Annotated in this window: 21 protein-coding genes and 1 other RNA gene; 5 read left to right on the plus strand and 17 right to left on the minus strand. The window is 36.4% G+C overall.

Annotation, left to right across the window (positions count from 1 at the left end; all coding sequences use genetic code 11):
- Positions 1 to 75: 75 nt before the first annotated feature.
- From murD to ACFIJ7_RS05655, 9 genes are all read right to left on the minus strand, one after another.
- Positions 76 to 1,470, minus strand: coding sequence for a UDP-N-acetylmuramoyl-L-alanine--D-glutamate ligase (gene murD, locus ACFIJ7_RS05615; RefSeq protein ID WP_375644786.1), 1,395 nt, complete (start codon positions 1,468 to 1,470; stop codon positions 76 to 78).
- Positions 1,471 to 1,474: 4 nt separating this feature from the next.
- Positions 1,475 to 2,545, minus strand: coding sequence for a phospho-N-acetylmuramoyl-pentapeptide-transferase (gene mraY / locus ACFIJ7_RS05620; protein ID WP_015856644.1), 1,071 nt, complete (start codon positions 2,543 to 2,545; stop codon positions 1,475 to 1,477).
- Between the two features lie 21 nt (positions 2,546 to 2,566).
- Positions 2,567 to 3,988: a UDP-N-acetylmuramoyl-tripeptide--D-alanyl-D-alanine ligase gene (murF, locus tag ACFIJ7_RS05625; protein ID WP_375644787.1), complete on the minus strand. Its 1,422-nt coding sequence runs from the start codon at positions 3,986 to 3,988 to the stop codon at positions 2,567 to 2,569.
- Entirely contained in the window at positions 3,985 to 5,436 is a 1,452-nt protein-coding gene (locus ACFIJ7_RS05630) for a UDP-N-acetylmuramoyl-L-alanyl-D-glutamate--2,6-diaminopimelate ligase (protein ID WP_375644788.1), read from the minus strand. The genes murF and ACFIJ7_RS05630 overlap by 4 nt, the downstream gene beginning before the upstream one ends.
- A gap of 22 nt (positions 5,437 to 5,458) precedes the next feature.
- Entirely contained in the window at positions 5,459 to 7,201 is a 1,743-nt protein-coding gene (locus tag ACFIJ7_RS05635) for a peptidoglycan D,D-transpeptidase FtsI family protein (RefSeq protein WP_375644789.1), read from the minus strand.
- A complete protein-coding gene (locus tag ACFIJ7_RS05640; RefSeq protein WP_015856648.1) occupies positions 7,201 to 7,605 on the minus strand; it encodes a hypothetical protein in 405 nt (134 codons plus the stop codon). Before ACFIJ7_RS05640 ends, ACFIJ7_RS05635 begins: the two co-directional genes overlap by 1 nt.
- The gene (gene rsmH / locus ACFIJ7_RS05645; protein WP_375644790.1) at positions 7,602 to 8,600 is read right to left on the minus strand and encodes a 16S rRNA (cytosine(1402)-N(4))-methyltransferase RsmH; all 999 of its coding nucleotides are present in this window, start codon (positions 8,598 to 8,600) and stop codon (positions 7,602 to 7,604) included. Before rsmH ends, ACFIJ7_RS05640 begins: the two co-directional genes overlap by 4 nt.
- Positions 8,601 to 8,862: 262 nt before the next feature.
- An RNA gene (gene rnpB / locus ACFIJ7_RS05650) (RNase P RNA component class A) lies at positions 8,863 to 9,253 on the minus strand.
- An 83-nt stretch (positions 9,254 to 9,336) separates the two neighbouring features.
- Entirely contained in the window at positions 9,337 to 9,846 is a 510-nt protein-coding gene (locus ACFIJ7_RS05655; protein ID WP_375636154.1) for a lytic transglycosylase domain-containing protein, read from the minus strand.
- A gap of 1,020 nt (positions 9,847 to 10,866) precedes the next feature.
- Here ACFIJ7_RS05655 and ACFIJ7_RS05660 point away from each other — a divergent pair.
- On the plus strand, positions 10,867 to 11,022 hold the full coding sequence (locus ACFIJ7_RS05660; protein ID WP_375644791.1) for a hypothetical protein: 156 nt from the start codon (positions 10,867 to 10,869) through the stop codon (positions 11,020 to 11,022).
- A gap of 112 nt (positions 11,023 to 11,134) precedes the next feature.
- Here ACFIJ7_RS05660 and ACFIJ7_RS05665 read toward each other — a convergent pair whose 3' ends face one another.
- The 4 genes from ACFIJ7_RS05665 to ettA all read right to left on the minus strand — a co-directional run bounded on the left by ACFIJ7_RS05665 (position 11,135) and on the right by ettA (position 17,337).
- Positions 11,135 to 11,512, minus strand: coding sequence for a hypothetical protein (locus tag ACFIJ7_RS05665; RefSeq protein ID WP_375644792.1), 378 nt, complete (start codon positions 11,510 to 11,512; stop codon positions 11,135 to 11,137).
- A gap of 1,648 nt (positions 11,513 to 13,160) precedes the next feature.
- Entirely contained in the window at positions 13,161 to 13,421 is a 261-nt protein-coding gene (locus ACFIJ7_RS05670) for a hypothetical protein (protein WP_375640432.1), read from the minus strand.
- 651 nt (positions 13,422 to 14,072) lie between these two features.
- Complete coding sequence (locus ACFIJ7_RS05675; RefSeq protein WP_375636152.1) at positions 14,073 to 15,011, minus strand: ArsR/SmtB family transcription factor; 939 nt, start codon at positions 15,009 to 15,011, stop codon at positions 14,073 to 14,075.
- 676 nt (positions 15,012 to 15,687) lie between these two features.
- Complete coding sequence (gene ettA / locus ACFIJ7_RS05680; protein WP_375636151.1) at positions 15,688 to 17,337, minus strand: energy-dependent translational throttle protein EttA; 1,650 nt, start codon at positions 17,335 to 17,337, stop codon at positions 15,688 to 15,690.
- A gap of 162 nt (positions 17,338 to 17,499) precedes the next feature.
- Between ettA and ACFIJ7_RS05685 the strand changes: the two genes are divergently transcribed.
- Both ACFIJ7_RS05685 and pncA read left to right on the plus strand, forming a co-directional pair.
- Positions 17,500 to 18,036 (plus strand): hypothetical protein, encoded by a 537-nt coding sequence (locus tag ACFIJ7_RS05685; RefSeq protein ID WP_375644793.1) that lies wholly within the window; start codon positions 17,500 to 17,502, stop codon positions 18,034 to 18,036.
- A 46-nt stretch (positions 18,037 to 18,082) separates the two neighbouring features.
- The gene (gene pncA, locus ACFIJ7_RS05690; RefSeq protein WP_375636149.1) at positions 18,083 to 18,691 is read left to right on the plus strand and encodes a bifunctional nicotinamidase/pyrazinamidase; all 609 of its coding nucleotides are present in this window, start codon (positions 18,083 to 18,085) and stop codon (positions 18,689 to 18,691) included.
- A gap of 460 nt (positions 18,692 to 19,151) precedes the next feature.
- On the opposite strand, the gene ACFIJ7_RS05695 is transcribed toward pncA, so the two are convergent.
- Positions 19,152 to 20,204, minus strand: coding sequence for a DUF475 domain-containing protein (locus tag ACFIJ7_RS05695; protein ID WP_375644794.1), 1,053 nt, complete (start codon positions 20,202 to 20,204; stop codon positions 19,152 to 19,154).
- A gap of 361 nt (positions 20,205 to 20,565) precedes the next feature.
- On the opposite strand from ACFIJ7_RS05695, the gene ACFIJ7_RS05700 reads away from it, so the two are divergent.
- The gene (locus tag ACFIJ7_RS05700; RefSeq protein WP_375644795.1) at positions 20,566 to 21,105 is read left to right on the plus strand and encodes a helix-turn-helix domain-containing protein; all 540 of its coding nucleotides are present in this window, start codon (positions 20,566 to 20,568) and stop codon (positions 21,103 to 21,105) included.
- 392 nt (positions 21,106 to 21,497) lie between these two features.
- Positions 21,498 to 21,677, plus strand: coding sequence for a DUF1508 domain-containing protein (locus tag ACFIJ7_RS05705; RefSeq protein ID WP_015856658.1), 180 nt, complete (start codon positions 21,498 to 21,500; stop codon positions 21,675 to 21,677).
- Between the two features lie 507 nt (positions 21,678 to 22,184).
- Here the strand turns inward: ACFIJ7_RS05705 and ACFIJ7_RS05710 are convergent.
- The 3 genes from ACFIJ7_RS05710 to ACFIJ7_RS05720 form a co-directional block, all read right to left on the minus strand.
- Complete coding sequence (locus ACFIJ7_RS05710; protein WP_375644796.1) at positions 22,185 to 22,367, minus strand: hypothetical protein; 183 nt, start codon at positions 22,365 to 22,367, stop codon at positions 22,185 to 22,187.
- 53 nt (positions 22,368 to 22,420) lie between these two features.
- The gene (locus ACFIJ7_RS05715; RefSeq protein ID WP_375636146.1) at positions 22,421 to 22,732 is read right to left on the minus strand and encodes a hypothetical protein; all 312 of its coding nucleotides are present in this window, start codon (positions 22,730 to 22,732) and stop codon (positions 22,421 to 22,423) included.
- Positions 22,733 to 23,039: 307 nt separating this feature from the next.
- Positions 23,040 to 23,288 carry a hypothetical protein gene (locus ACFIJ7_RS05720; RefSeq protein WP_026500332.1) on the minus strand — a complete coding sequence of 83 codons (249 nt, stop codon included), beginning with the start codon at positions 23,286 to 23,288 and terminating at the stop codon, positions 23,040 to 23,042.
- Positions 23,289 to 23,432: the final 144 nt, after the last annotated feature.

The following is a 23,432-nucleotide window of genomic DNA, read 5'->3' on the forward strand; positions in this document are numbered from 1 at the left end:
TTAAAAACTAAATTACACAAAAAAAGATTCTGGAGTCTTAACGCAAAAATATTTTTTTATAACTGATGATTTTTTTTATTGTAACTGCATCACAAAAGAGACAAATTCTTCGCCTCGCATTTCATAATTTTTAAATTGGTCATAACTTGCACAAGCAGGTGACAAAAGAACCGTCACCTCTTTTTCCTTACAACCCATTGCGTCAACAGCTGCTTCACGCACCGCATTTTTCAAAGTTAAGCTCATAGAAAAGGGAAAAGCAGATCCAATAGTGCGAGCAAATTCTTCCGCCGCGCTCCCAATCAAATAGGCTTTACGAATTTTAGGAAAAAATTCTCTAAGAGACTCTATTCCTCCCTTTTTTGCCTGTCCCCCAACAATCCAAAAAATATCATTAAAGGTGGAAAGCGCAGGAGCTGTTGCATCTGCATTAGTCGCCTTGCTGTCATTGATAAACAAAACCGACCCCATTTTACGCACCTGCTGCATACGATGATCCAGCCCTTTATAACTTGCTAAATGCTTGTTCATAGAAGGATCGGTTATTTTTAAAGCCTGCAACGTTGCTAATGCCATAAGGGCATTTTGCGCATTATGACGTCCGCGCAAAGCAGTCATAGACGTCAGATCTGCAAGCATATGACGCTGTCCTTGATAAACAGAAAAGAGCTTAGTCTCATCTGCATAAAAACCATTTTCAACAAAATGATCCTTAGAAATTGCCCCAATTTTTTTTCCCTCATGAAGCAACTGTTGATATAAAACCCTACAAGCTGCATCATCAACTGAAATAAAAGCCTGAGAAGCCTGAGCAATCAGATGCCTTTTGGTTTGCACATAACAGGCAAAACTCCCATGTCGATCAATATGATCAGGTGTTAAATTCAATAAAAGTCCAATGGTCGGCTGAAGAGAGGGTGTAAGATCAATTTGAAATGATGAACATTCAATCACATAGATACGTTTTTTAACAAATGGCTTAAGCGTCAATATTGCCTTTCCGATATTCCCCCCCACCTGCACATCATAACCCATTTTTTCCAACAAATGCGCAAGTAAAGCCGTTGTGGTTGACTTTCCATTCGTCCCCGTAATCGCAATGAAAGGAACATCTTGGTCACAAAAACCATAATGCTGTAAAAAATGCTGGCGCGCACGAACAAATAATTCAATATCACCGATAATTTCTATATTTTTTTTTCGTGCTTTTTCAACAACCCAATGGGGTTGAGGATAATTTAAAGGAACTCCAGGAGCTACAATCAATGCAACAAATTCTGACCAATCTTCATAACGGAGATCTCGCGTTGGAATATTGTGCCGGAAAGCCATCTGCACGCTTGAAGGACTATCATCCCACGCCACCACTTCTGCACCGCCACGCATCAATGCTTGTGCCGTTGCTAGTCCAGACTTTCCTAATCCAAATAAAGCAACTTTTTGTCCTTTATAACACGCAACAGAAATCAAAATCTCACCGCAATTTAAGTGTTGAAAGACCAATAAGAGCAAGAACAATTGAAATAATCCAAAAGCGTATCACGACTTGGCTTTCAGTCCAGCCTTTTTTCTCAAAATGATGATGTATCGGTGCCATAAGAAACACTCGTTTTCTTGTTAATTTGAAATAACCAACCTGAATAACGACCGAAAAAGCTTCCACAACAAAAAGCCCACCAATAAGAGCCAAAACAATTTCGTGCTTCGTAGCGACTGCAACAGTCCCCAATAATCCTCCAAGAGCCAACGAACCAGTATCTCCCATAAAAATAGCTGCAGGTGGTGCATTAAACCATAAAAAACCAAGCCCTGCCCCAACAACAGCTCCCAGTAAAACAGCCAATTCACCTGCTCCCGATACATAATGGATTTGGAGATAATCAGCAAAATTCATATTACCAGAAAGATAAGCAATCAGAGCAAAAGATAAGGCTGCAACCATCACAGGAACAATAGCAAGGCCATCAAGTCCATCCGTCAAATTAACCGCATTACCCGTCGCGACAATAACAAAAGCAGAAAAAGGAATAAAAAACCAGCCCAAATTGATAAGATAATCTTTCAAAAAAGGCAAAGCGAATCCAGATGAGCCAATTTGTAGGATGACAAAAGCAGCAATTGCGGCAACACAAAACTCCAAACTTAACCGTGCTTTCCCAGAAAATCCTTTGTCTGTTTGTTTTGTGACCTTAAGATAATCGTCATAAAATCCAATTGCCCCAAAAGAAAGCATAACCAATAGCGATACCCAAAAATAAATATTCGATAAATTACACCACAAAAATGCCGATACCACAATGCCGGTTAAAATCATCAATCCACCCATTGTAGGTGTTCCAGCCTTTTTAAAATGTGTTTGAGGACCATCCGCACGAATCGGTTGCCCCTTACCCTGCCGCAATTTAAGAGAAGCAATGATGCTAGGTCCAAACAAAAAGACGATGAGCCCCGAAGTAAGCATAGCCGCTATCGTGCGAAAAGTAATATAACGAAATACATTCACACCTGGAAGCCAATCACTAAACGAAGAAAAAAACAGCATCATGGTACAAAAAACCTCTTAAAATTATGAAGAAACCGCTTTATAGCGGTCAAGCAATGCAGTCACAATATTTGATGAACAAAGGCTATTGGATGATTTAACCATAAGCAGATCCCCAGAAGAAATTTCTGCTAAAAGGAGAGATAAAATTTTCTCAATATTTTCAGCATAATGAACCTTAACACCAGCAGACAAATCACTAACTAAAGATTTCATCGCCTCACCAAATAGAAAAACCGGATTAGCACCGGAAAGACGTATTGGCTTTATTAAATCACGATGAAGCTTTTCACTATACTCCCCTAACTCTAGCATATCTCCTAAAATAGCAATTCGCCGCCCCTCTTCCCCGACTGGTCCTGTAGCAAGAAGCTCAAGCGCAGCACGCATAGAAGCAGGATTTGCATTATAGCTTTCATCAATGAGATAAAATTCACCCCCATTTGATAAAGACAGTCGATAACGAACACCTCGCCCCTTTTGAGAAGAAAAATGGCGAAAAGAAAGAAGAACAGGCTCTAACTCAACTCCCATAGCATCACAAGCAGCAATAACCCCTAAACTATTTTGCACAATATGGCGTCCGGGAGCACCAATTTGAACCTCCCTATCCCGCTCCCTAATACGTACAATCATAGAAGAACGATCAGTTAGAAGACGTATATCTCGCGCTTGATAATCAGCATTTTTGCTCTCACCAAAGCTTAAGATATTCTTTACACCGCATTTCTTTGCTTTTTGAATGAGATAAGAAAAAAAATCACTATCCGCATTTAAAACGGCAATGCCTTTCTCATCTAATCCTTCAAAAATTTCAGCTTTTGCCTTTGCTATTTCTTCAAGATTTTTGAAAAAACCCATATGTCCTGCACAAATATGCGTAATGAGAGCAACATGCGGACAAACCAGTTTGACCAGAGGGCGAATTTCATCTCTATGATTCATGCCAATTTCAAAGATACCATAATCACTCTCCATAGGCATCCGCGCTAAAGTGAGTGGAACCCCCCAGCAATTATTTAAAGAAGCGAGATTCGCATGAACGTTCCCAGTCGTTGCAAGTGCTTGTTTCAAAGCTTCTTTTGTCGTTGTTTTTCCCACCGATCCTGTTATCGCAATAATCTTAGCTCTTGAACGTTTGCGTGCAGCTTGTGCAAGTTTTTCCAAGGCTTGCAAAACATCAGGAACAACAATAAGTGGAGCCGATATCTTTTTCATATCCCTTAAACGGTGTTCCGCAACGATAAGAACCCCTGCACCTCGTTCATAAGCTTGCGCAGCAAAATCATGACCATCAAGATGATGCCCCTTAATGCAGAAAAAAATATCACCTTCCGCAAGAGTACGGCTATCAATGGAAACCCCAGAAAAAGTTTCTGGCATGCTTCCTATTACAACACCATTAATTGCAGCAACAAGTGCTTTCTTATCCCATAAAGCTGTCATTTCTTTCGGTTCTCTAGAGCTTCTATCGCTTTCAGACGATCTGAAAAAGGATAAGTTGTCTGCCCTATAATTTGGCCATCCTCATGACCTTTTCCAGCAATGATTAATGTATCACCAACTTTCAAAAGCTCCACCGCGTAAGAAATAGCCTCACCACGATCTGCTATCTCTATTGCTGTTGGCACTGCCTGTAAAATATCCTTGCGTATTTTTTCTGGCATTTCTGTGCGAGGATTATCATCCGTTACAATAACAATATCCGCTTTATCCGCCGCAATTTTTCCCATCAAAGGTCTTTTTCCTTGATCACGATCTCCTCCACAACCAAAAACAACGATCAAACGCCCTTGCGTAAAGGGACGAACAGAAAGCAAAACCTGCTCCAAAGCTTCTGGTTTATGGGCATAATCAATATAAACAGGCGCATTATTTTCTGTCTTTCCGACAAATTCTAACCGCCCAGGTGCCCCCTGCAAAGTTTCAAGCGCAGAAAAAACCTTACGAGGTGAAACACCCGTTGCAATCGCTAACCCCGCTGCCATAAGCGCATTGGCTACCTGAAAATCTCCAGCCAAAGGCAAATCAAATGTATAAATATTATTTTCCACACGACACTCAATACACTGTTTTGAGCGTTGATGTTCAACACGATTAATCGTGATAAATTTCCCCTTACGGCCAATTGTCAAGACACGGCGGCGCGCTTGTGTAACAACATCAATAACCTTTTGTGAATAGACATCATCAGCAAAAATCAAAGCAGGAGCAGATACAGGCAAAAGTGTATCAAACAACTTCATTTTAGCTCGCAAATAATCCTCTACCCCCGTGTGATAATCCATGTGATCTCGCCCTAAATTGGTAAAGGCACCAGCCGCTAAACGAACTCCATCAAGTCGTCCTTGATCAAGCCCATGCGAAGAAGCTTCAAGAGCTGCATGAGTCACACCTTCATGAGAAATTTCACAAAGAAGACGGTGCAAGGCAACCGGATCAGGTGTTGTGAGAGAACCATAAACATTCCGTTTAGGAGAAACAACACCAACCGTTCCTATACTCGCAGCACAAAATCCAACATGAGTCCAAATTTGCCGAATAAAAGAGACAACAGATGTTTTACCACTTGTACCAGTCACAGCAACGACCGTTTCAGGCTGAGAACCGTAAAAACGTGCAGCTGCCAACGCTAAACTATGACGAACATTAGAAACACGTAAAATGGGAACAGGTAAATCCTCAAGAACAGCATAACAATCTGTAACAATTGCTCGTGCGCCACGCTTTATCGCATCATCTATATAGTGTCTTCCATCACTTTTTTTTCCTTGAACAACGACAAAAACATAGCCTGGCAAGACTTGTCGAGAATCTGCACTGATTCCTGTTATTTCCATTGAAGAAAGATTCTGATCTTCAAGACATTCTGTAAAAACTGTTCCAAACAACATAACGATGCACCTTTTATTCATTTTACCGTTGTTTAACGAAACTTGAATTGCTCTTTTTACTTAAAAGAGGCTCATATTCTTTTTTAAAATCGGGTTTTACACCAAGAAAACTAGCTGTGCGACGAATAATATTAGCAAGCATTGGTCCAGCATTCATCCCCGCTGTTGCTAAACGCTGTCCCTCTGCAGGCTTTGGTTCATCAATAATTGTTAAAACAACATAAACAGGATCATCAATAGGAAAAGCAGCAAGAAAACTATTGAAATTTTTTGTTTTAGAATATTTTCCATTTTCAACTTTTTCAGCTGTTCCTGTCTTACCACCTACACGATAACCTTCGACTTTTGCATTACGTCCAGAACCAATATCACTATTTAATTTATAAAGGTAACGCATATTTTGACTTGTTTTAGCCTGCAAAACCCGTTTTGCATGGTACAAAGTTTGTCCTTTTGTACGTTTTAAAAATGTCGGAGCAATTAACCAACCACCATTCATTAAAGCAGCAGCCCCGACAGCTGTTTGCAAAGGTGTTGTTGCCATACCATGCCCAAAAGAAATCGTCATAGAATGGATATCCTTCCAATGATGTGGTACAATAGGATGGGCAACTTCAGGCAACTCTGTTGTAAGACGATCCAGTAACCCAAGTTTTTGCAAAAAACCACGATGTTTATCAATCCCTATCGCCAATGCCTCTTTAGCAGAACCAATATTGGAGGAATAAATAAAAACCTCCCATAACGTTAAGGGACGATTTTTCCCATGAAAATCATGAATAGTATACCCACTACTTGCTTTTATTGGCTTTGAAGCATCAATAATACTGTTTAAATGAAAAATATCGGAATCAAGAGCCATGGCAGTTGTAAAACTTTTAATGATCGATCCCATTTCAAAAGCTCCTGCCGTCATCCGATTGAGACGATCACTTTTTAAAGCTTCAATAGGATTTCCAGGATCAAAATCTGGTAGTGATGCCAAAGCCAAAACTTCCCCCGTATGTATATTTAAAATAACAGCTCCCGCAGCAATTGCCCTATAACGCTTCATAGCCTGAATAAGTTCATCATGAACAATTGCCTGAACACGCACATCAATCGAAAGCTGAACTTGTTTTAATGATTCTTCCATAGCAAGACCAGCGGCACGCAAAGCACTCAACTCCGTATCATCAATATATTTTTCCATACCTGCAATGCCCTGATTATCAACATTCACCATACCGAGAATATGGGAAGTTACAGGTCCATCAGGATAAAAACGACGAATTTCAGTCCGAAAACCAATTCCTGGTATACCAAGAGCCATAATTTTCGTCTTCTGCATTGGTGTTAACCCACGCTGGATCCAAGAAAAACCAGATTTTCTTTTTAAGCGCTTATAGGTTTCCTGCCAATTAAGATCAGGCAAAACTGTTGAGAGCAATTCAATTGTTTCATCCACATCAATAATACGTCGTGGCTCAGCAAAAAGTGAATAAGTTTTAATATCTGTTGCCAATAAACGACCATTACGATCAACAATATCAGGCCGTGCCATCAATTGAAGAACTCCTGGCCCCTTTGCTTCTTCAATCTGTCCACCTTCCAACCCATAAGAAATAAGGCAAGCTCCCATGATGCCATATAAAATTAAAAAGCAGAACAACGAAAAAAGCAAACGTGGACGACTAGAATAGGGACGACGAACAGAAACATTATGATTATTCAACGAATTCTTTAAGCGCTTTTTCTTCTGTGAGAATAAAAAAGTCGATTTCATTACTGCGCGCCTTTTTGGACAACACCATTTATCTGAGAAGCCCGATTATTTGTCAAAATATCCTGATTATCTTCCAAGATATTTTGTTTAATCACTTCTTCAATTTGATCATGTATCCGTACCGGAATATCTTTAAACGCCACGATTTGACGCGGCTGTATAACCTCTAACTCAAGTTCTTTTTGATAACGTTTTGCAAGTTTTTGCATGCGTGAAGGCCTTATCATCACAGCCCACTCAGCACGAAGCAAACTTACCGTATTTTTTGCTGCAGCAATTTCATGCTCAAGATGACGAACTTCGTTCATTCGTTTTTGAACATCATATTTTACTTTATAAGTAAGACCTGCCATACAAATCATAATCATCACTAAGATCATATCAAATGTACGAAAAACTGTCATTTCTTGCCGCCTTCAAAACTGGCAATCTCTGCTAAACCAAATGATTTCATATCTGCTGCAAGAGCCTCTGCTTCAGTTCGTACACCAATACGCAACCGCGCAGAACGTGAACGAGGATTTTGCTGTAACTCCTCTTCACTTGCAGTTATCCCCCCTTTAAACAAAGGGAAAAATGTTGCTGGAGCCGTTTTTATTTCAGGAAGATAGCGTGATCTCATACACTCTCCAGAACGAAAAGAAAAAAATCTTTTGACCATACGATCTTCAAGAGAATGAAAACTGACAACACCCAAACGACCACCCGGTTTCAAAATGCGTTCAGCAGCAAATAAGCCACGTGCAAGTTCACCAATTTCATCATTAACATAAATGCGAAGAGCCTGAAATACACGTGTTGCAGGATGAATGCGATCTCCCGGCTTACGTCCTATCAACGCTTCGATAGCATACGCCAAATCACCTGTACGCAAAAAAGGCTGAACAACACGACGCTTTTCAATCATCCGTGCAATTCGCCCCGCATAACGCTCTTCTCCTAATATCTTAAAGATACGTGCCAAATCCCTTGCTTTTAAGTGATTTACAACATCGCCAGCAGTAAAACCAGTCTGAGCCATTCGCATATCTAATGGACCATCTTTTTGAAAAGAAAATCCCCTTTCAGCTTCATCAAGCTGCATTGAAGAGACACCAATATCCAAAATAACAGCGTCTACCTTCTCTTCAACAACGCGATCCAACTGTGAAAATTCCATTTGCACCAAACGAAGTCGTGGAAAAAATTCTTCAACAAGCGATTGTCCCGCACTAATAGCATGAGGATCACGATCAAGAGCGATCACCTCCGCCCCTGCCTTTAACAAAGCGCACGTGTAACCACCAGCACCAAAGGTGCCATCAATCACTTTTGCTCCAACCAATGGCATAAGCCCAGCCAAAACTGGCTGCAACAACACTGGAATATGGCGTTCAGCTCTTTGATCCTGCTTTATCAAAATAATCCGTCTTGAAGTTATGCTGTCTCAAATCAACAGCTCTCTCATAGCAACTGATTTTAGAGTAACCTAGTCTTCAACTTTCATATTAATCACAATGAACGAAAAAACTAAAGTTATCCCAAGACAGATCCTAACGCATTATACTTAAAGAAATGTTATAATTTTTTAAAATACTCTTTTCTCAAGTGTCCATTTCAAACACATAGACTCCATAAAAGATCATATAATCGATCTTATAAAATATCGCGTATCATCATGAAATATCAGTCGGCCTATAAGCCGGGTTCTGTAGAGTAAAGCTTACACTTTACATGGCAACCATTCATCTGGGACGGATGTTACCATCCGCCTCGTGCAACCTACCCGAATGACTCGCCCGGAAATCGGCTGCAAATTAAATTTTGCACGTCATTTCTATTTGGTCTTGCTCCCGGTGGGGTTTACCTTGCCACATTCATTACTGAATGCGCGGTGGGCTCTTACTCCACCCTTTCACCCTTACCTATAAAAATAGGCGGTTTACTTTCTGTGGCACTTTCCCTAGGGTCACCCCCGCCGGGTGTTACCCGGCACCGTCTTTCCATGGAGCCCGGACTTTCCTCACCTGCCGCATTTTAGCATTAGACAAGCGCGGCTGCCCAGCCGACTGACGCATTAATTTATAAAACATTTTCAGCTCCGTGAAAATAGCATCTTAAAATATTTTACAACAAACCTGTCTAAAAAGATGTTTTTATTTTAATGAAGCCAGATAAGTTTTCACTTTTGCGCAATATTTCGCCGAAATGGAATTCATTTTTTTTGCAGCATGACCTGCGTTATATTTAAGGATTGTACCACACGTACTTCCACCACTGAGTTTATACGCCCGTGCCAAATAACGCATACCATATTCAAGGTTGGTCGCAGGATCGTACAAATCCTGTACAGAACCACTAAAGCCCAACCCTCGTGCCGTAGAGGGTTTAATTTGCATCAAACCTATTTCGCCAGCAGCCCCCTTTATACCTGCCTTATAATTACTTTCAACTTTTACAACAGCATGTGCTAAATTAACGGGAACATTATATTTATTCGCAAGTTTCTGAATAAGAAACTCATAAGGACGATCAGAAATCTTAGAAGCAACAATTACTGAAGCTTCTCCTGATTCCGCAACATTTAAGACACTATGAGTCCAACTTATATCAATTACAAAAAATACAGCACACGCTGTACTTAACAAGATTTTCAAAAATTGCATTTTCTTTCTCTTCACTCAAACATTCTCAAATTCTAGCTGCAAATAATTTGCAAATGTATTGTACAAAAAAAGAAAGCAAAAGAACGGCTTGAAAAAGGAAAGAGTAAGACAATTTCAAGATAAAATTCTGCAACAAAAGAAAATCTCTTTATGCACAAATTATAGATTTCTCTATATCATAAAATAAAAAAAATAAAGAGAATATAATTAATCTTATAGCGTATTAAATAAAATGATATAACCTACAAATTTCTGCTATCACTATTGTATCACTCAATTTTTATATTAAAAAAATAGCATCTTTTTACCGAAGATCCTCAATATCAAAAAAGTTTCACAAAAAATATAAACCGTTATCAACGCTTCTCTCTGGTTAATAAACACCCACAGCACTCTTTATGTCCGATAAAACCTCAACAAATCACAAAACAAATCCCTACCCCCATCATTGCGCAATAAAAAATTCATAAATATACTAAAACCATCATACTCTTTACCAATTCAAAATATTGCAACAGGCTTTTAGCTCTCAAGATTCCTCAAATAAGCTTTTTACTTCTTTTTTTTAAGAGCCTCTATTCACACAAGCCTCTCACTTGTAGTGCACAAGAAGCTGATTTTGATTTTTTCACCATGAATAAATTTAAAACGAGAGAATTTTACAATTCCTAAGATTCTCACTCAATATGAAAATGACAAATTCTCATTATAAAACAATATGCTAAAAAAGTTATATCCGTCTTTGTCCCTACAACAAAGCTTAACAATTACTTTTGTCTGTTTTTTGAAAATGTTAGAAAACTCAATACCCCCAAAGCCTTTTTAAATAAAAATAGACTTCTCATCTTCATTCAAATATTTTTTTCTTTGCCACAGACTATCATCTTATCAGCCTTGCACCCCATTTTCAGAAATCATACAAGTGAATAAATATCCTAAAATCCGTAGAACAAAGGAAGCCTAAATCCTTTAAAATTTTTTTATTTGCCCATATCAAATAAAAAACAACTGGCATATAAAATGCGATTAACGTGTTTTATTATAGTCAATACTGCTTTTGTCATTGTAGCGATTGATAATGCAATTAACTTGACCAACACCCTTGATAGACTTTCTATCACTCCTGTAATGATTGCACCATTATCCCTATACTTCGATTGCTTACCTTTTGAGTAAGATAAATTTTGCTAACTATCTTACAAATTGATTATCTCCTCGCACTTTTCAAAAATTCACAAAAAGCTCTTTCTCCTCAAAATAAAACCCAAAAGCGCGATTAAAAAAACAGCTAAAAATAAGCATTAGCAATGGAAGGACGAGAAATCGCTTTTGAAAGAGCCATAGCAACAGTTTCACCAGATTTGTGAGCCTGCTCACGACTCTGACCACTTTTAAAAGCAAGCGCAATGACATCACGACGCAGCTGCGCAATAAACAACTCTTGCTGTTGAGGACTCATCTTAGAAAGATGCTTGATAATATCTGGAAAAGATACAGACAATCTCTCTAACAACTCCTCCTCTGTTACATCAAGCTTCTGAGAAGAAAAAGAAGAGCGGCCGGAAAAAAACTGATAAACAGCACCGCTTCGAGAAGCAAAAAAGACAGCGCCAAAAATAAAAAACATAAATAAAATAAAAACAATACGATGCGAAAAAGATTCCATTATCTCTTACCTAAAGATCACAGAACACAAACATAGATTCCTTTTATGATTCCCCTTATAACATTCAACAATGTCTCAATAAAGAAAAATCAAATTATTGAAAATGAATACGCTAACACTATCCGCCCAATAAGAACCGCCCCTCTATGTTTTAGGTAGTATAGGCGAAACAATAACAGATCTTACACTTCCCCCTAATAACACGCTACAACACCCCCAAAAACAATTACAAAAAGCCTGACTGAGGAAATCCTCAGTCAGGCCAGACAATCTAGGGGATCCACGCGGGGGGGGGGGGAGGAGGTTCCCCGATCGTCCTCTCACATCAACCACTAAGATAGCCGATGCAATATTCTTGCTATGGAATAAAATTCTTTAAACAACAAGAAATTCTTATCATCTTCTACGCAAAAAAACATAAAAGAGTTATAAATTGTTTAAAAATGTTTAAATTTAGGCAAAAAAAGTTTAAAATGACCCAATTTGAAGCAATTTTATTTCAAGAAGCACCAATTAGAATCTACGATCATTATAACTTTTAAATAGTTTCTTTCATAACTCTGATGATCATAATTAAAAAAACCGTAATTTCTACGTATCCACCCTATAAAAATCAAACCATGTAAAAGTAGAATCACTTTTCCAACAGCAATCACCACAAAAATAAAAATGTAGATTTTTAAAATCTTACACAAATAACCGTAAAAAATGAAAAACATCTTCTTGCAAGAAAACAATAAATTTAGAGAAATAAAATCTTATCCATCTTCATAAAAAATTCTGTAAATGATCATTAAAATATCGTCGCATCTCTCATGTAACAATCAATGAAGAATTTAAACAGCTTAATTTTATGAAAAAATGAGAACTCTGAAGGTATTTGTTTCGAATCACGTCCTATAATCATTCCAAATAACGATAAACTATTTTACAATAACCAACAGGCTCTAACGCATTTTAACATAACAAACCGAGATCAATGCAGACAGTTTCTCTTAATCTCTATCATTTAAATGATCCCGTAAAATAATACACACAGTAGTTTCTATGCTCAAAAATTGTTATAGTCTGTTCTTCTACCGTAAATAATGCATTGATTTACAATCATAACTCATCATTTTACAACTTACATGAGAGATCTCAAGAACGTAAGATTCCCTTATTTTAAATCTTCGTCTATTGAATCAATGAATAGCCATACTATGGCACATCACAAACAAGAAAAAGCATATGGATAAAAAACATAAAACGATGATGCCCTATCAATTTTACGCTATACTAACGGGCTGCGTCATAAAATGAGCAGTAAGCATAAAAAGAAAAAATCACTTTTGGCAAGAAAAATGGACTTATTTAATAACCTTTTTAATAACCTTCATACTTCTCATGATAAAGAGATACGAAACTTTAGTGTAATATCACGCTTTTCTTTTCTACTTTCAGCCACGGACTATCCATAGATTATCGTCAATCTTATTTTTATGAATATAATGAAAAACACATAGACGAACGCCATATATGAAGCTTGTAAGAAGAAATAAACGTAAAGTCAGATACGCTATTATAACCATTGTTGTACAAAATGTTTTTAAAATTCAGAATATCACTCCAATCCATTACTAATTTATGAGTAATTTTATGGCGTCATCTACCAAGCTTTTACGTTTGCTATTACTTGTAAATCAACACCTGCTCCTAACATGGCAATATGCTTGAGATAAAGACTAGAGCAAATGAGAACCATGTAAACAGTCCCAGCTTTTATATGCCCAATTAGAGTAAAAATATTTACGTCTGTTTGAGTAATCTTAAAAAAGCCATCATTTATTTTGAACGAAACATAAAAGCCCAAAGATAAAAACCTATTGCCATCTTTACCATCCCTTTCATTTGCCTTTACGACTTTCAAACACGCTCATAACGCTGTGTTTTAAATAATGAAAATCATGCATTGTCTTACCCTTTTACCCCTTCGTCTTTTTAGAGCATCTTTTTGCACCCCTCACTAAAAATTCCAAGGTACTTCTTATCTAAGCACCTGTTTTAAAGAGACATCGTAAGATCTATTGGGTACCACCATTTTTGACATTTATGAAGGTATGAGCCATCACTATATTGTATTGTGCGCTGTTACATCATATCGCCGCCGCTCTCATATTTAGAAATATGTATTTCCTTTTACAAACGGTATTATTTAGATAAATATCTTCTCTTGTAACAAACAAACAGACTCTTTTGGATTCTGAAACAGGAAATTTGAAATGAAAAAATATTCCTATATTCGAGCCTCTCATTGAAGTCTAAAAAATCAATATATTGGCTAATAAAACAAATATGATATCAAGACACCTTAAATAACGATCCTCATAGGCTTATCTCTATAGAAGGTGCTTTCATTACACAGTACACAGCCACCAAGCCCCTGTAAAACACCAATACTCTCATATAAAAACATAATACACATGTAAAAAACAATAGATTATCAATGATTGAATAAAGGTTTATCTCTACGCTATTCCTTAAGAAAAATCAGAGAATAAAGCAGGTCAACAAATGCGATTTATGCAAAATCGACTTGTTTATCTTTGATATCGTCAACTAATAAACGCGGATCACGAGCAAGCCAAAGCGTAACCATACCCTTCTCACTGTTTTCATTTTGTATAGGAGTAAGACAAACCGTTTGTTCTAGAACAAGTCCCGTATTTTTAAGCCATTGTTCTATTTGTAAAGCCGAAAATCCAAAACGTATATGTGCTTGATCAGAATATGAAGACTCAATTTCATGATAACCAAAATCCACAATCAATAAACGTCCATGAGGACGCAAAACACTTGATATCTCATGAAGAAACATTTCAGGATTTTCAAGAAAATGTAAAACCCAATGAAGAATAACTAAATCAAAAGTTGTATCTCCAACAGACAAGTGAAAAACATTGCTATCAAGCACAACTTCAACCGCATGCGTATAAAGATTAGAAAACAATTTTAAGACAGAGTCTCCACCTATTCCAATATTCAGCATCGTTTGAAATGGTTTATCGCCAATGATTTCAAGTAAAGCGTTTTCCACACCATGATCTGCCATATAGGATGACCGTAATACATCCCATTGCAACGTATTTTGTAAAAAATGCTTCTTCCTCGTTTTTTGACGCTGCTTTTTAACATCCTTCAAACGTTCTAAATCATGCGCTAACAACATATCATGCTTTGGCAAAGCCGAAAGAACACCCATCACAATGTCTTTACCCAAAAAATCATGACAAAGCTTAAAATAAAGGCTATCTCCCTTCTGATAACGCTCAATCAATCGTGCTTCGTACAACAAACGTAAATATCGTGATATACACGCTTGCGACTGATCAAGAATAAAAATAAAATCAGAAATTGTTAAATCTTCATGACGCAAGAGCGTAAGAACACGTAAATGGTTTATTTCTGCGACCGCTTTTAGCAGCACAATCATTGCATCTAAACTTGCACTTTTTTTCATAATTATCCCTTAAACATTCCTATAAACATTTGTTTACAGAAAAAAAAGTCAAGCATAAAACGCATATTCTCATCTATTTTGTTCTCTCTATTTTATTATACTATGAAAAAAATAGGCTACTGTAAAAAACGAACAGATTATCCCCCTGCTTCTCGTTATAATGATAATGCATTGATTTATAATAACAATTCATCATTTTCAACTTGAATAAAACATCGGAGTACCGTAAATTTTTCTCATTTCAAACCTATTCATGATAAATCAATCCAAATTATTCTCTTACAGCTCATAAACAGAGGAGACATATGGATAAAAATACCTTTTATGGTCATCTCAAAACAAGAACTGCACACTATTGAGAGAAAATAAATAACATGATGGTGCCAGCTTGCATTTTTATTAAGTAAAAATGATAATGCTCAATGACTAGAGCATTTGTAGAAATAGCGCTATACTCTTCATCCCCTCCTTTTCATTACAATACAATTTTACAAGCAATAGTCGGTTATATATCATGAGTAGAATAACCCTATCTAGGTCGTAATTTCATAAAGTATCTCTTACTATTTTCAATGAATAAAAACTTCCACAGAGTACACTCACACTTTATTTATGAAATAACAAATGCAATAAAATACACCATTTTTTCAAAAACGTTGAGATAAGATAAAAAATTCTAGCGTGTAAGAGGTTTATAATTTGCATGCTTAGGATTAAGAGATTCCGCCCCAAGACGACGAACTTTATCAGCCTCATATTCAGCAAAATTACCTTCAAACCATTCTACATGGCCATCACCTTCAAAGGCTAAAATATGTGTTGCCAATCGATCAAGAAACATACGGTCATGCGATATGATAACTGCACAACCAGCGAAATTTTCCAATGCATCTTCCAATGCACCCAATGTTTCAGTATCAAGATCATTTGTCGGTTCATCAAGAAGAAGCACATTCCCCCCCTCTTTTAGAAGTTTTGCCAAATGTACGCGATTGCGCTGCCCTCCTGATAAATTTGCCACCTTCTGCTGTTGATCTGCCCCCTTGAAATTAAAAGCCCCGCAATAAGCGCGACTATTCATCTCATATTTGCCTAATTTAATAATGTCATTTCCACCAGAAATTTCCTCCCAAACAGTTTTATTCCCCACCAAGGAATCGCGACTCTGATCCACATAACTCATGTGAACTGTTTCACCGATACGTATTTGACCTGAATCGGGCTGTTCCTGTCCCGTCAACATTTTAAACAAGGTCGACTTTCCCATACCATTGGCCCCAATAACGCCGACAATACCACCAGCAGGAAGTTTAAAAGAAAGAGAATCAATCAATACACGCTCACCATAAGCTTTAGAGAGATTATCAACTTCAATAACAACCTGTCCTAATCTTTCTCCAATAGGGATAATAATTTGTGCCTCTCCAGGACGACGCTCACGTGCTGCTTGAACCAACTCATCATAAGCCTTAATCCGAGCTTTTGACTTTGCTTGTCGCCCTTTTGGACTAGAAGCGATCCATTCTTGCTCACGTGATAAAGCACGTTGACGCGCTGCCTCTTCACGTCCTTCTTGAGCCAAACGCTTGGCTTTAGCCCCCAAATAAGCAGAATAGTTTCCCTCATAAGGAATACCTCTCCCGCGATCTAACTCTAAAATCCAACCCGTTACATTGTCGAGAAAATAACGATCATGGGTTATCAAAAGCACAGCCCCAGGATATTCACGTAGATGCCTTTCAAGCCAAGCCGTCGTTTCAGCATCTAAATGGTTTGTCGGTTCATCCAAAAGTAACAAATCAGGTTTTGACAAAAGCAATTTACAAAGTGCAACACGCCGCTTCTCACCACCCGAAAGTTTTGTTACATCCCCATCGGCTGGCGGACAACCAAGAGCAGCCATAGCCATTTCCACTTGACTTTCTAAATCCCAAAGATTCTGACTATCAATAATGTCCTGAAGCCGTGCACTTTCATCAGCCGTTTCCTCGCTATAATTCATCATCAATTCGTTATAACGCTCAAGAATTTCTTGTTTATCTGCAACACCTTCCATCACATTGCCACGCACATCTTTGCTCGCATCAAGCAAAGGTTCTTGTGGTAGATAGCCACAGCGTGCTCCTTCAGAAATCCATGCTTCTCCCGTATATTCCTTATCTAGCCCAGCCATAATACGTAAAATAGTTGACTTCCCTGCACCATTCGGCCCTAAAATACCGATCTTCGCATCTGGGTAAAAAGACAAATGAATATTTTCTAGAACTTTTTTATTGCCGTAAGACTTATTAAGCCCAGCCATATGATAGATAAATTGACGTGCCATAAATTTCTCTTTATATTGTGCGATATTAAAGATTAGGATTTTGAAAAAAACTGCTTTTGCTTTTTGAAACTGTACAGTAAATAGCACTTACATCGTATCAAAAGCTTTTCGCTTTATATTGGTATATTTTTTCTAATCTCACAAGCCCCAGTATGGTCCTGAATGCAAAAAAACATCCCCAAAAAAAGCAAAAAGCAAATCTTTTTAGCTGTACCTGAAACCTGTTATCAAACATTGCCTCTCTTTTCCATACCAGATATAACATTGTATTTTTATCGTATTAAACCAACTTATCAATGTAATATAGTACCAAAAAGAAAAGCAATTCTCTATGCACCTTCTTTTTTCGCTTTATGGGCTTTATATTACGCAGTAAAAAATCCTTCCCTTTTTTCATCGATTTTTTGCTACGGAAAACAATGGTCTTCCCCCCTTGCCTTGATATGGCTTAAATTACGTTTACAAAATGATCGCCGCCTTATGGGATCTGACGTCCCAAGCCCAATGATCATGAAAGCTTTGCATCAACACGTAGCAACAAATGACTACAGTGCACTTCCCATTGGTACGTGGTTACAATTCGTAAAAAACTATAAAACCAATTGTAAAAACTTATCCATCCCCCTCTTTTGGCTTGATAATTATAAAAATAATATCAATATTCAGCAAATCATTTCAAAACTTCAAGACGAAATATAGCTTTTTAAAAATACGATAAAAGATCATCTCATATAGGAATATATTTATGGAAAAAAAAGCCTTAATCGTCATTGATGTTCAAAATGACTTCTTACTAGGTGGAGCACTTGCCGTACCACAAGGTGATGCTATTTTACCCGCCATCAATAATCTCATAAATCATTTTGACCACGTTATCTTAACCCAAGACTGGCACCCAAAAAACCATTGCAGCTTTGCTTCCTGCTATCCTGAAAAAAAGCCCTATGATACCATCATTCTTGACTATGGTCCTCAAATACTCTGGCCTGATCATTGCATACGAGGAACACAAGGAGCAGAATTTCATCCATCTCTTAGAGTGGAAAAGGCACAACTTATCCTTAGAAAAGGCTATAATCAAAAAATGGATAGCTATTCTGCTTTTCTTGAAAATGATCAAAAAACACCAACAGGTTTACAAGTTTATCTCAAAGAACATGGTTTTACCAAGCTCATTATGTGTGGCTTAGCAACTGATTTTTGTGTCGGATTTTCTGCTCTTCACGCTATACAATGCGGTTTTAAAGTCAGTGTTTCATTAAATGCCTGTGCTGGTATTGATGTAAATGGATCACTAAACACTATGCTTAAAACTATGAACGAAGCTGGTATAGAGCTTTTAATGGTCTCTTAAAATATTCTTCTCTAATCTACTACTATAATATACTGATTTATAAAGGATAAATTATTTTTCACATATTTAAGTGAGAGTCTAGAATATCGTAAATTCTCTCATTTCAAACCTGTTTCAAAACCATTCTCCTACACGTTACAAAGAGAATCAATGTATGAATAAAAATCATTCAAAAAAACAGTAAAAACACTTCTTATGAACCATTAGATGCAAGAGCTTGTCATAATATTGAAAGCTAGTAAAAAGTATAGCATCAGCTTTCTGTCTTAAATTTAGGTCAAAAAGCACCTTAGAGATTGTACACTATTCCCTTCATGAGTAGTATCATGCAATGGACTCAACTTTAAAACAAAAACGCAAATAAGCAATAAAATAGAATAGTATTTTATTTTGCATAAAAGACCTCTTTCTATTCAAAGATATGCGATAAACAAAAGCGTAAGAAAATAAGAAATCTCCATTACTTAGACACAACATGTTTATCCACCTGACGATGCTTAAAACGAATCGAAGAATATAATGCCATTCCAATAATACAGACTCCCACAAGTCCTGTTAAGACTTCAGGAACCGATATAATCGTCTGCAGATACATAATCACTGCAAGAACTAAAATTGCATAAAAAGCACCATGTTCCAAATAACGATAATGCAATAATGTTCCTGATTCAACCAACATAATTGTCATAGAACGAACGTAAAATGCACCGATACCAAGACCTATCGCAATAATAAAAAGGTTGTGTGAAAAGGCAAAAGCACCAACCACGCCATCGAAAGAAAAACTAGCATCAAGAACTTCTAAATAAAGAAACGCCCCTACTCCCCCGTGAGTTACTGTTGTTAAAGTCTTTTGAGGGGTATCCAAGAGATGACCGACAACTTCAACACCGATAAAGGTCAAAAGTCCATAAAGGGCTGCCAATAAAAAAGTTATTTTATCTTCTGTGTCAATCTGACCTGAAACAAATAAGATCAAAATCAAAACAATTGCAATATCAATCCCAACAAGCGCCCCAAACTTTTGAGCAGGTCTCTCTATAACATTAAGCCAATGTACCTCTTTTTCAGAATCAAAAAAATATTTTAAGCCAACCATCATAAGGAAAGTGCCTCCAAAAGCAGCAATCCCCATATGTGCATCGGTTAAAACTTCCGCATATCGGTGTGGTTCCCATATCGCTAATTTGACTGCCGCAATTGGATTAATCCCAACAGCAACGACAACCACCAATAATGGAAAAACAATTCGCATCCCAAATACAGCTATCAAAATGCCCCATATAAGAAAACGACGACGCCACAACGGATCCATTCTACTAAGAACACGCGCATTGATAATAGAATTATCAAAAGATAAAGAAATTTCCAAAACTCCTAAAACAAAGCAAATAAAAAAATATTTAAGAAAACCAGTAATACTTTCCGTTTCAAACCAACCAATAACCCCTCCTAAAAAAACACCAATAATCGTGAAAAAAAAAGCAAACCCAAAATAGCGTAATAGGGCCATGATCATTCCTCAAAGTTTATTTTCTCATTCATCTAAAACACACCCAGTCCAAATCCAAAGTTTGCATCTCTTTAAAGTTGCATCTATTGATGCAGAAGTGTATAGAATGTATATGGTAAAGTTACATGAAAATTCTCTCAAAAAAAGCAAGAGACAAATGTAGCAAACAGAGAATTTTGTTTTGAAATGAATATCAATTGTCAATACAACAAGCGAAAGATTTCTTTCTATCCACGAAAATAAAAAAATAAAAAGAAATTAAAGCTATAAATATTGACATTATATCATAGAATATTAATACATAGTGTGCTTTTATTATTTAATGATTTATACCATGATGATTTACTGAGGGAGATAATTCGTGGCACGTCCTGAAACTGAATCAAAAACCATATTTGGAAAACGTTTACGTTATGTACGTCTTGCTTTAGGCGATCCATCACGTGAAACCTTAGCTAAAAATTTTAGCATGACAAAAAATTCCATTGCTTTTTATGAGCGTGGAGAGAGAGAACCCAATCTTAGTGTCTTACAAACATACCGCACGTTATATGGTGTCAATATTAATTGGCTTTTAACTGGACAAGGAAAAATGTTTGACACCGAATATACAAAAGGTGATTTTGACTGGAATTATTTTATTAAAAAAATCGAAGGACTGGAAGAAACACTTGCCAATAGTGATCGTGATGAAAAACCGAATCAAGAAAAAATCGACAGTTCTTATGAAAAATTGCAGCAATATTTGTCAAGACAAGGTTTATCAAATGGACTTAACCCCAAGACTACAACCTCTCTGATCGATATGAAAGCTAAAATGGCCAATTCTTATACTCTTAGCTTATTCATTGATTTACTCATTCGAAGCGTATCCCAAAAAGAGGTTATAGCCAATCAATAAACGTCTGTTTCAAAAGAAAAAGCAAGAAATGATAAAACTCTACCAGTATGGAGAAGAGTATTTTTTACTTTATCCATGCTGGTGAAATTTTGTATAATTTATAAAATTTATTTCTGTACTGACAATAAAAATATTCGCATTTTAAATGAAAGTATAGTGTCTTTAAATTAAAAAAAATAATTTTATAGTATAAAATTCTCATTCATATCTTATTGACAAGAATTTTTTTCTTGTTAAAAGAATAATAGCTCTCATAGAAATTATTTTTTAAGGTCAGAAAATTTAAGGGGAATATATTGACGACTTCCTATAGAGACATACATTAGTGTTCACAGACGGATTAGTTAAATATTTATCCTGAAAATTATCAGCTATTTTATGAGGTGGGAAGCATGTATTTTGAGGTGTTTCAAGGAGTTCACAATCAATGGTACTGGCGTTTAATCTCAGGAGATGCACAAAAAATTGCTTTTTCTAGTAAAGGTTATCCAACAAAACAAGATATCCTAGTCAATATTGAACAAATCAAAGAAATTACACATAAGGCTCTTATTAGAGAACTACAGTCCTGACGTTCTTTACCATTAAAACAAACGTTTATTTTGTGTAATGGTATGGTGAGTTGTTTTTGTAACAAATAAAAAGTGGTCGTTTTTCCCTCAACGGGAGGAGGTTTTTGTGTTATTTCTGATACTCACAAATAACAATCACATTCTTGCAGTTTATTATGTTTGCTTTCAATCATACTTAAGTCTCTATAGCATTTATCAAAAAGAAAGTCTCTTAAGTCTTGTATTTTTCATAAAAAATAAACACACATGAAGAAAAGATAATTTATCAATGATAATATAATTACTTTACAAGATATTAATATCTTTTATGTTCATATTCCTCTTCTGCATTTGATAATCATAACTGACTTACCCATTTCATCTTCATAAAAAGCAAATATCTCTTTCTTTCTATTATCATGCAATTTTTTAGACATATTAGCTGAAACTATCGTAGCATTTATACCTTATATCTAAAAGGAACGTGCAAAATTGTTTCCAGCATACTGGATTGTATAGACGCGCTTTTTAATAACCAGCATACCTATAAACTGGTTTATCACCATAACCTCTTATTTTATAATCAAAGACGCTCTGTCTTATAAACTTAAATGTTTTCATAAAATCAGAGTAAACTTGAATATTCTCTTTCAATACAATCTCTCCATCAGCACCATAATTGGCTTCATTAAGGTTTATCTCTCTCGTCATTCCAATCTTCCTAACACGTTTCCAAGCCCTTTAATGCAAAATATGAATACATATCACTCTTTATCATCTTCAGATTTAAGCATTTTTTGATATTTCTTTTCATTTTTTTCATATTGTTTAATTTGTTTTTTCAGTTTTTCAATTGCTTGGTCTCGTCTTTTAATCACCATACTTTGCTCTCTAATAGCTCTATCTCGTTCTTCAGTCATCTTCATAGAATCTCTTAAAAACTCATGCTTTATTCTTCTAGATTCATCTTTTAAAACTTTCACTTGACTGCGATAATATAAAGAAAACCGAAATATAACCCCGCTGCACAACAAAACAACAACCATTGCTCCCAATAAAATTTCGTTTACACTCATTTGGATCTCCCTTAATTGTCGCTCAAGTGATCATCTTGACCAATTTGTTTCATCCTCAATCAAAAAAAGAATGCAATAAACCGCATGTTCCAAGTGTGAACAATCACTCTCGGCATTCTTATTTTCTCCATTAAAGCCATTGATAAATGACGCAAAAAAATCTCTGAAAGCGGCTAAATCTACACGCTTACACCAATTATTTGCGACACATTTATTGACACAAAAAACAAAAATAAAGAACGTCAAATAAAACTAACGACGCAACGCAATCGTACAAGCCTTGCCCAAATCGTTCCTATCTTCCTTTTTACGCCATGGGGAATGCGGCTATATATGAAAGTTTTTCATTATTACAAAAATCATCAGTGTCACAAAGCACAGCATTTCTGTAAAATTTTGCCTTCCCAAAAATCTTTACATCACCATAAATTAAAGCATCACTATAAACTCGAGCCTTTCTATAATCACGAGTATCACCATAAAATTCAATACATTGAGCATTCAAAACTTGATCAAAAAAGACCGCATTAGCGTAAACATATGCATCTCCACTCATATTCGAATAACTATAAAGTTCTTATCTTTCATAAACATGCAAACTCTTACGAACGACTACACAACCATATGTTAATGCATTGTTATAAATAACAATATCATTGTAAACACAGACTTCATTATAAACTGCAGCTGCCTTAAAACA

The sequence above is a fragment of the Bartonella sp. MR100HLJHH genome, from assembly GCF_042194215.1.
GTDB classification, from domain to species: Bacteria; Pseudomonadota; Alphaproteobacteria; order Rhizobiales; family Rhizobiaceae; genus Bartonella; species Bartonella grahamii.

Coding starts and splice junctions, on each gene's coding strand:
- mraY (WP_015856644.1), bottom strand. CDS start 2,545: ATGATGCTGTTTTTTTCTTCGTTTAGTGATTGGCTTCCAGGTGTGAAT.
- murF (WP_375644787.1), bottom strand. CDS start 3,988: ATGACAGCTTTATGGGATAAGAAAGCACTTGTTGCTGCAATTAATGGT.
- ACFIJ7_RS05630 (WP_375644788.1), bottom strand. CDS start 5,436: ATGTTGTTTGGAACAGTTTTTACAGAATGTCTTGAAGATCAGAATCTT.
- ACFIJ7_RS05635 (WP_375644789.1), bottom strand. CDS start 7,201: ATGAAATCGACTTTTTTATTCTCACAGAAGAAAAAGCGCTTAAAGAAT.
- ACFIJ7_RS05640 (WP_015856648.1), bottom strand. CDS start 7,605: ATGACAGTTTTTCGTACATTTGATATGATCTTAGTGATGATTATGATT.
- ACFIJ7_RS05655 (WP_375636154.1), bottom strand. CDS start 9,846: ATGCAATTTTTGAAAATCTTGTTAAGTACAGCGTGTGCTGTATTTTTT.
- ACFIJ7_RS05660 (WP_375644791.1), top strand. CDS start 10,867: ATGCGATTAACGTGTTTTATTATAGTCAATACTGCTTTTGTCATTGTA.
- ACFIJ7_RS05665 (WP_375644792.1), bottom strand. CDS start 11,512: ATGGAATCTTTTTCGCATCGTATTGTTTTTATTTTATTTATGTTTTTT.
- ACFIJ7_RS05675 (WP_375636152.1), bottom strand. CDS start 15,011: ATGAAAAAAAGTGCAAGTTTAGATGCAATGATTGTGCTGCTAAAAGCG.
- ettA (WP_375636151.1), bottom strand. CDS start 17,337: ATGGCACGTCAATTTATCTATCATATGGCTGGGCTTAATAAGTCTTAC.
- ACFIJ7_RS05685 (WP_375644793.1), top strand. CDS start 17,500: ATGCAAAAAAACATCCCCAAAAAAAGCAAAAAGCAAATCTTTTTAGCT.
- pncA (WP_375636149.1), top strand. CDS start 18,083: ATGGAAAAAAAAGCCTTAATCGTCATTGATGTTCAAAATGACTTCTTA.
- ACFIJ7_RS05695 (WP_375644794.1), bottom strand. CDS start 20,204: ATGGCCCTATTACGCTATTTTGGGTTTGCTTTTTTTTTCACGATTATT.
- ACFIJ7_RS05705 (WP_015856658.1), top strand. CDS start 21,498: ATGTATTTTGAGGTGTTTCAAGGAGTTCACAATCAATGGTACTGGCGT.
- ACFIJ7_RS05710 (WP_375644796.1), bottom strand. CDS start 22,367: ATGACGAGAGAGATAAACCTTAATGAAGCCAATTATGGTGCTGATGGA.
- ACFIJ7_RS05715 (WP_375636146.1), bottom strand. CDS start 22,732: ATGAGTGTAAACGAAATTTTATTGGGAGCAATGGTTGTTGTTTTGTTG.
- ACFIJ7_RS05720 (WP_026500332.1), bottom strand. CDS start 23,288: ATGAGTGGAGATGCATATGTTTACGCTAATGCGGTCTTTTTTGATCAA.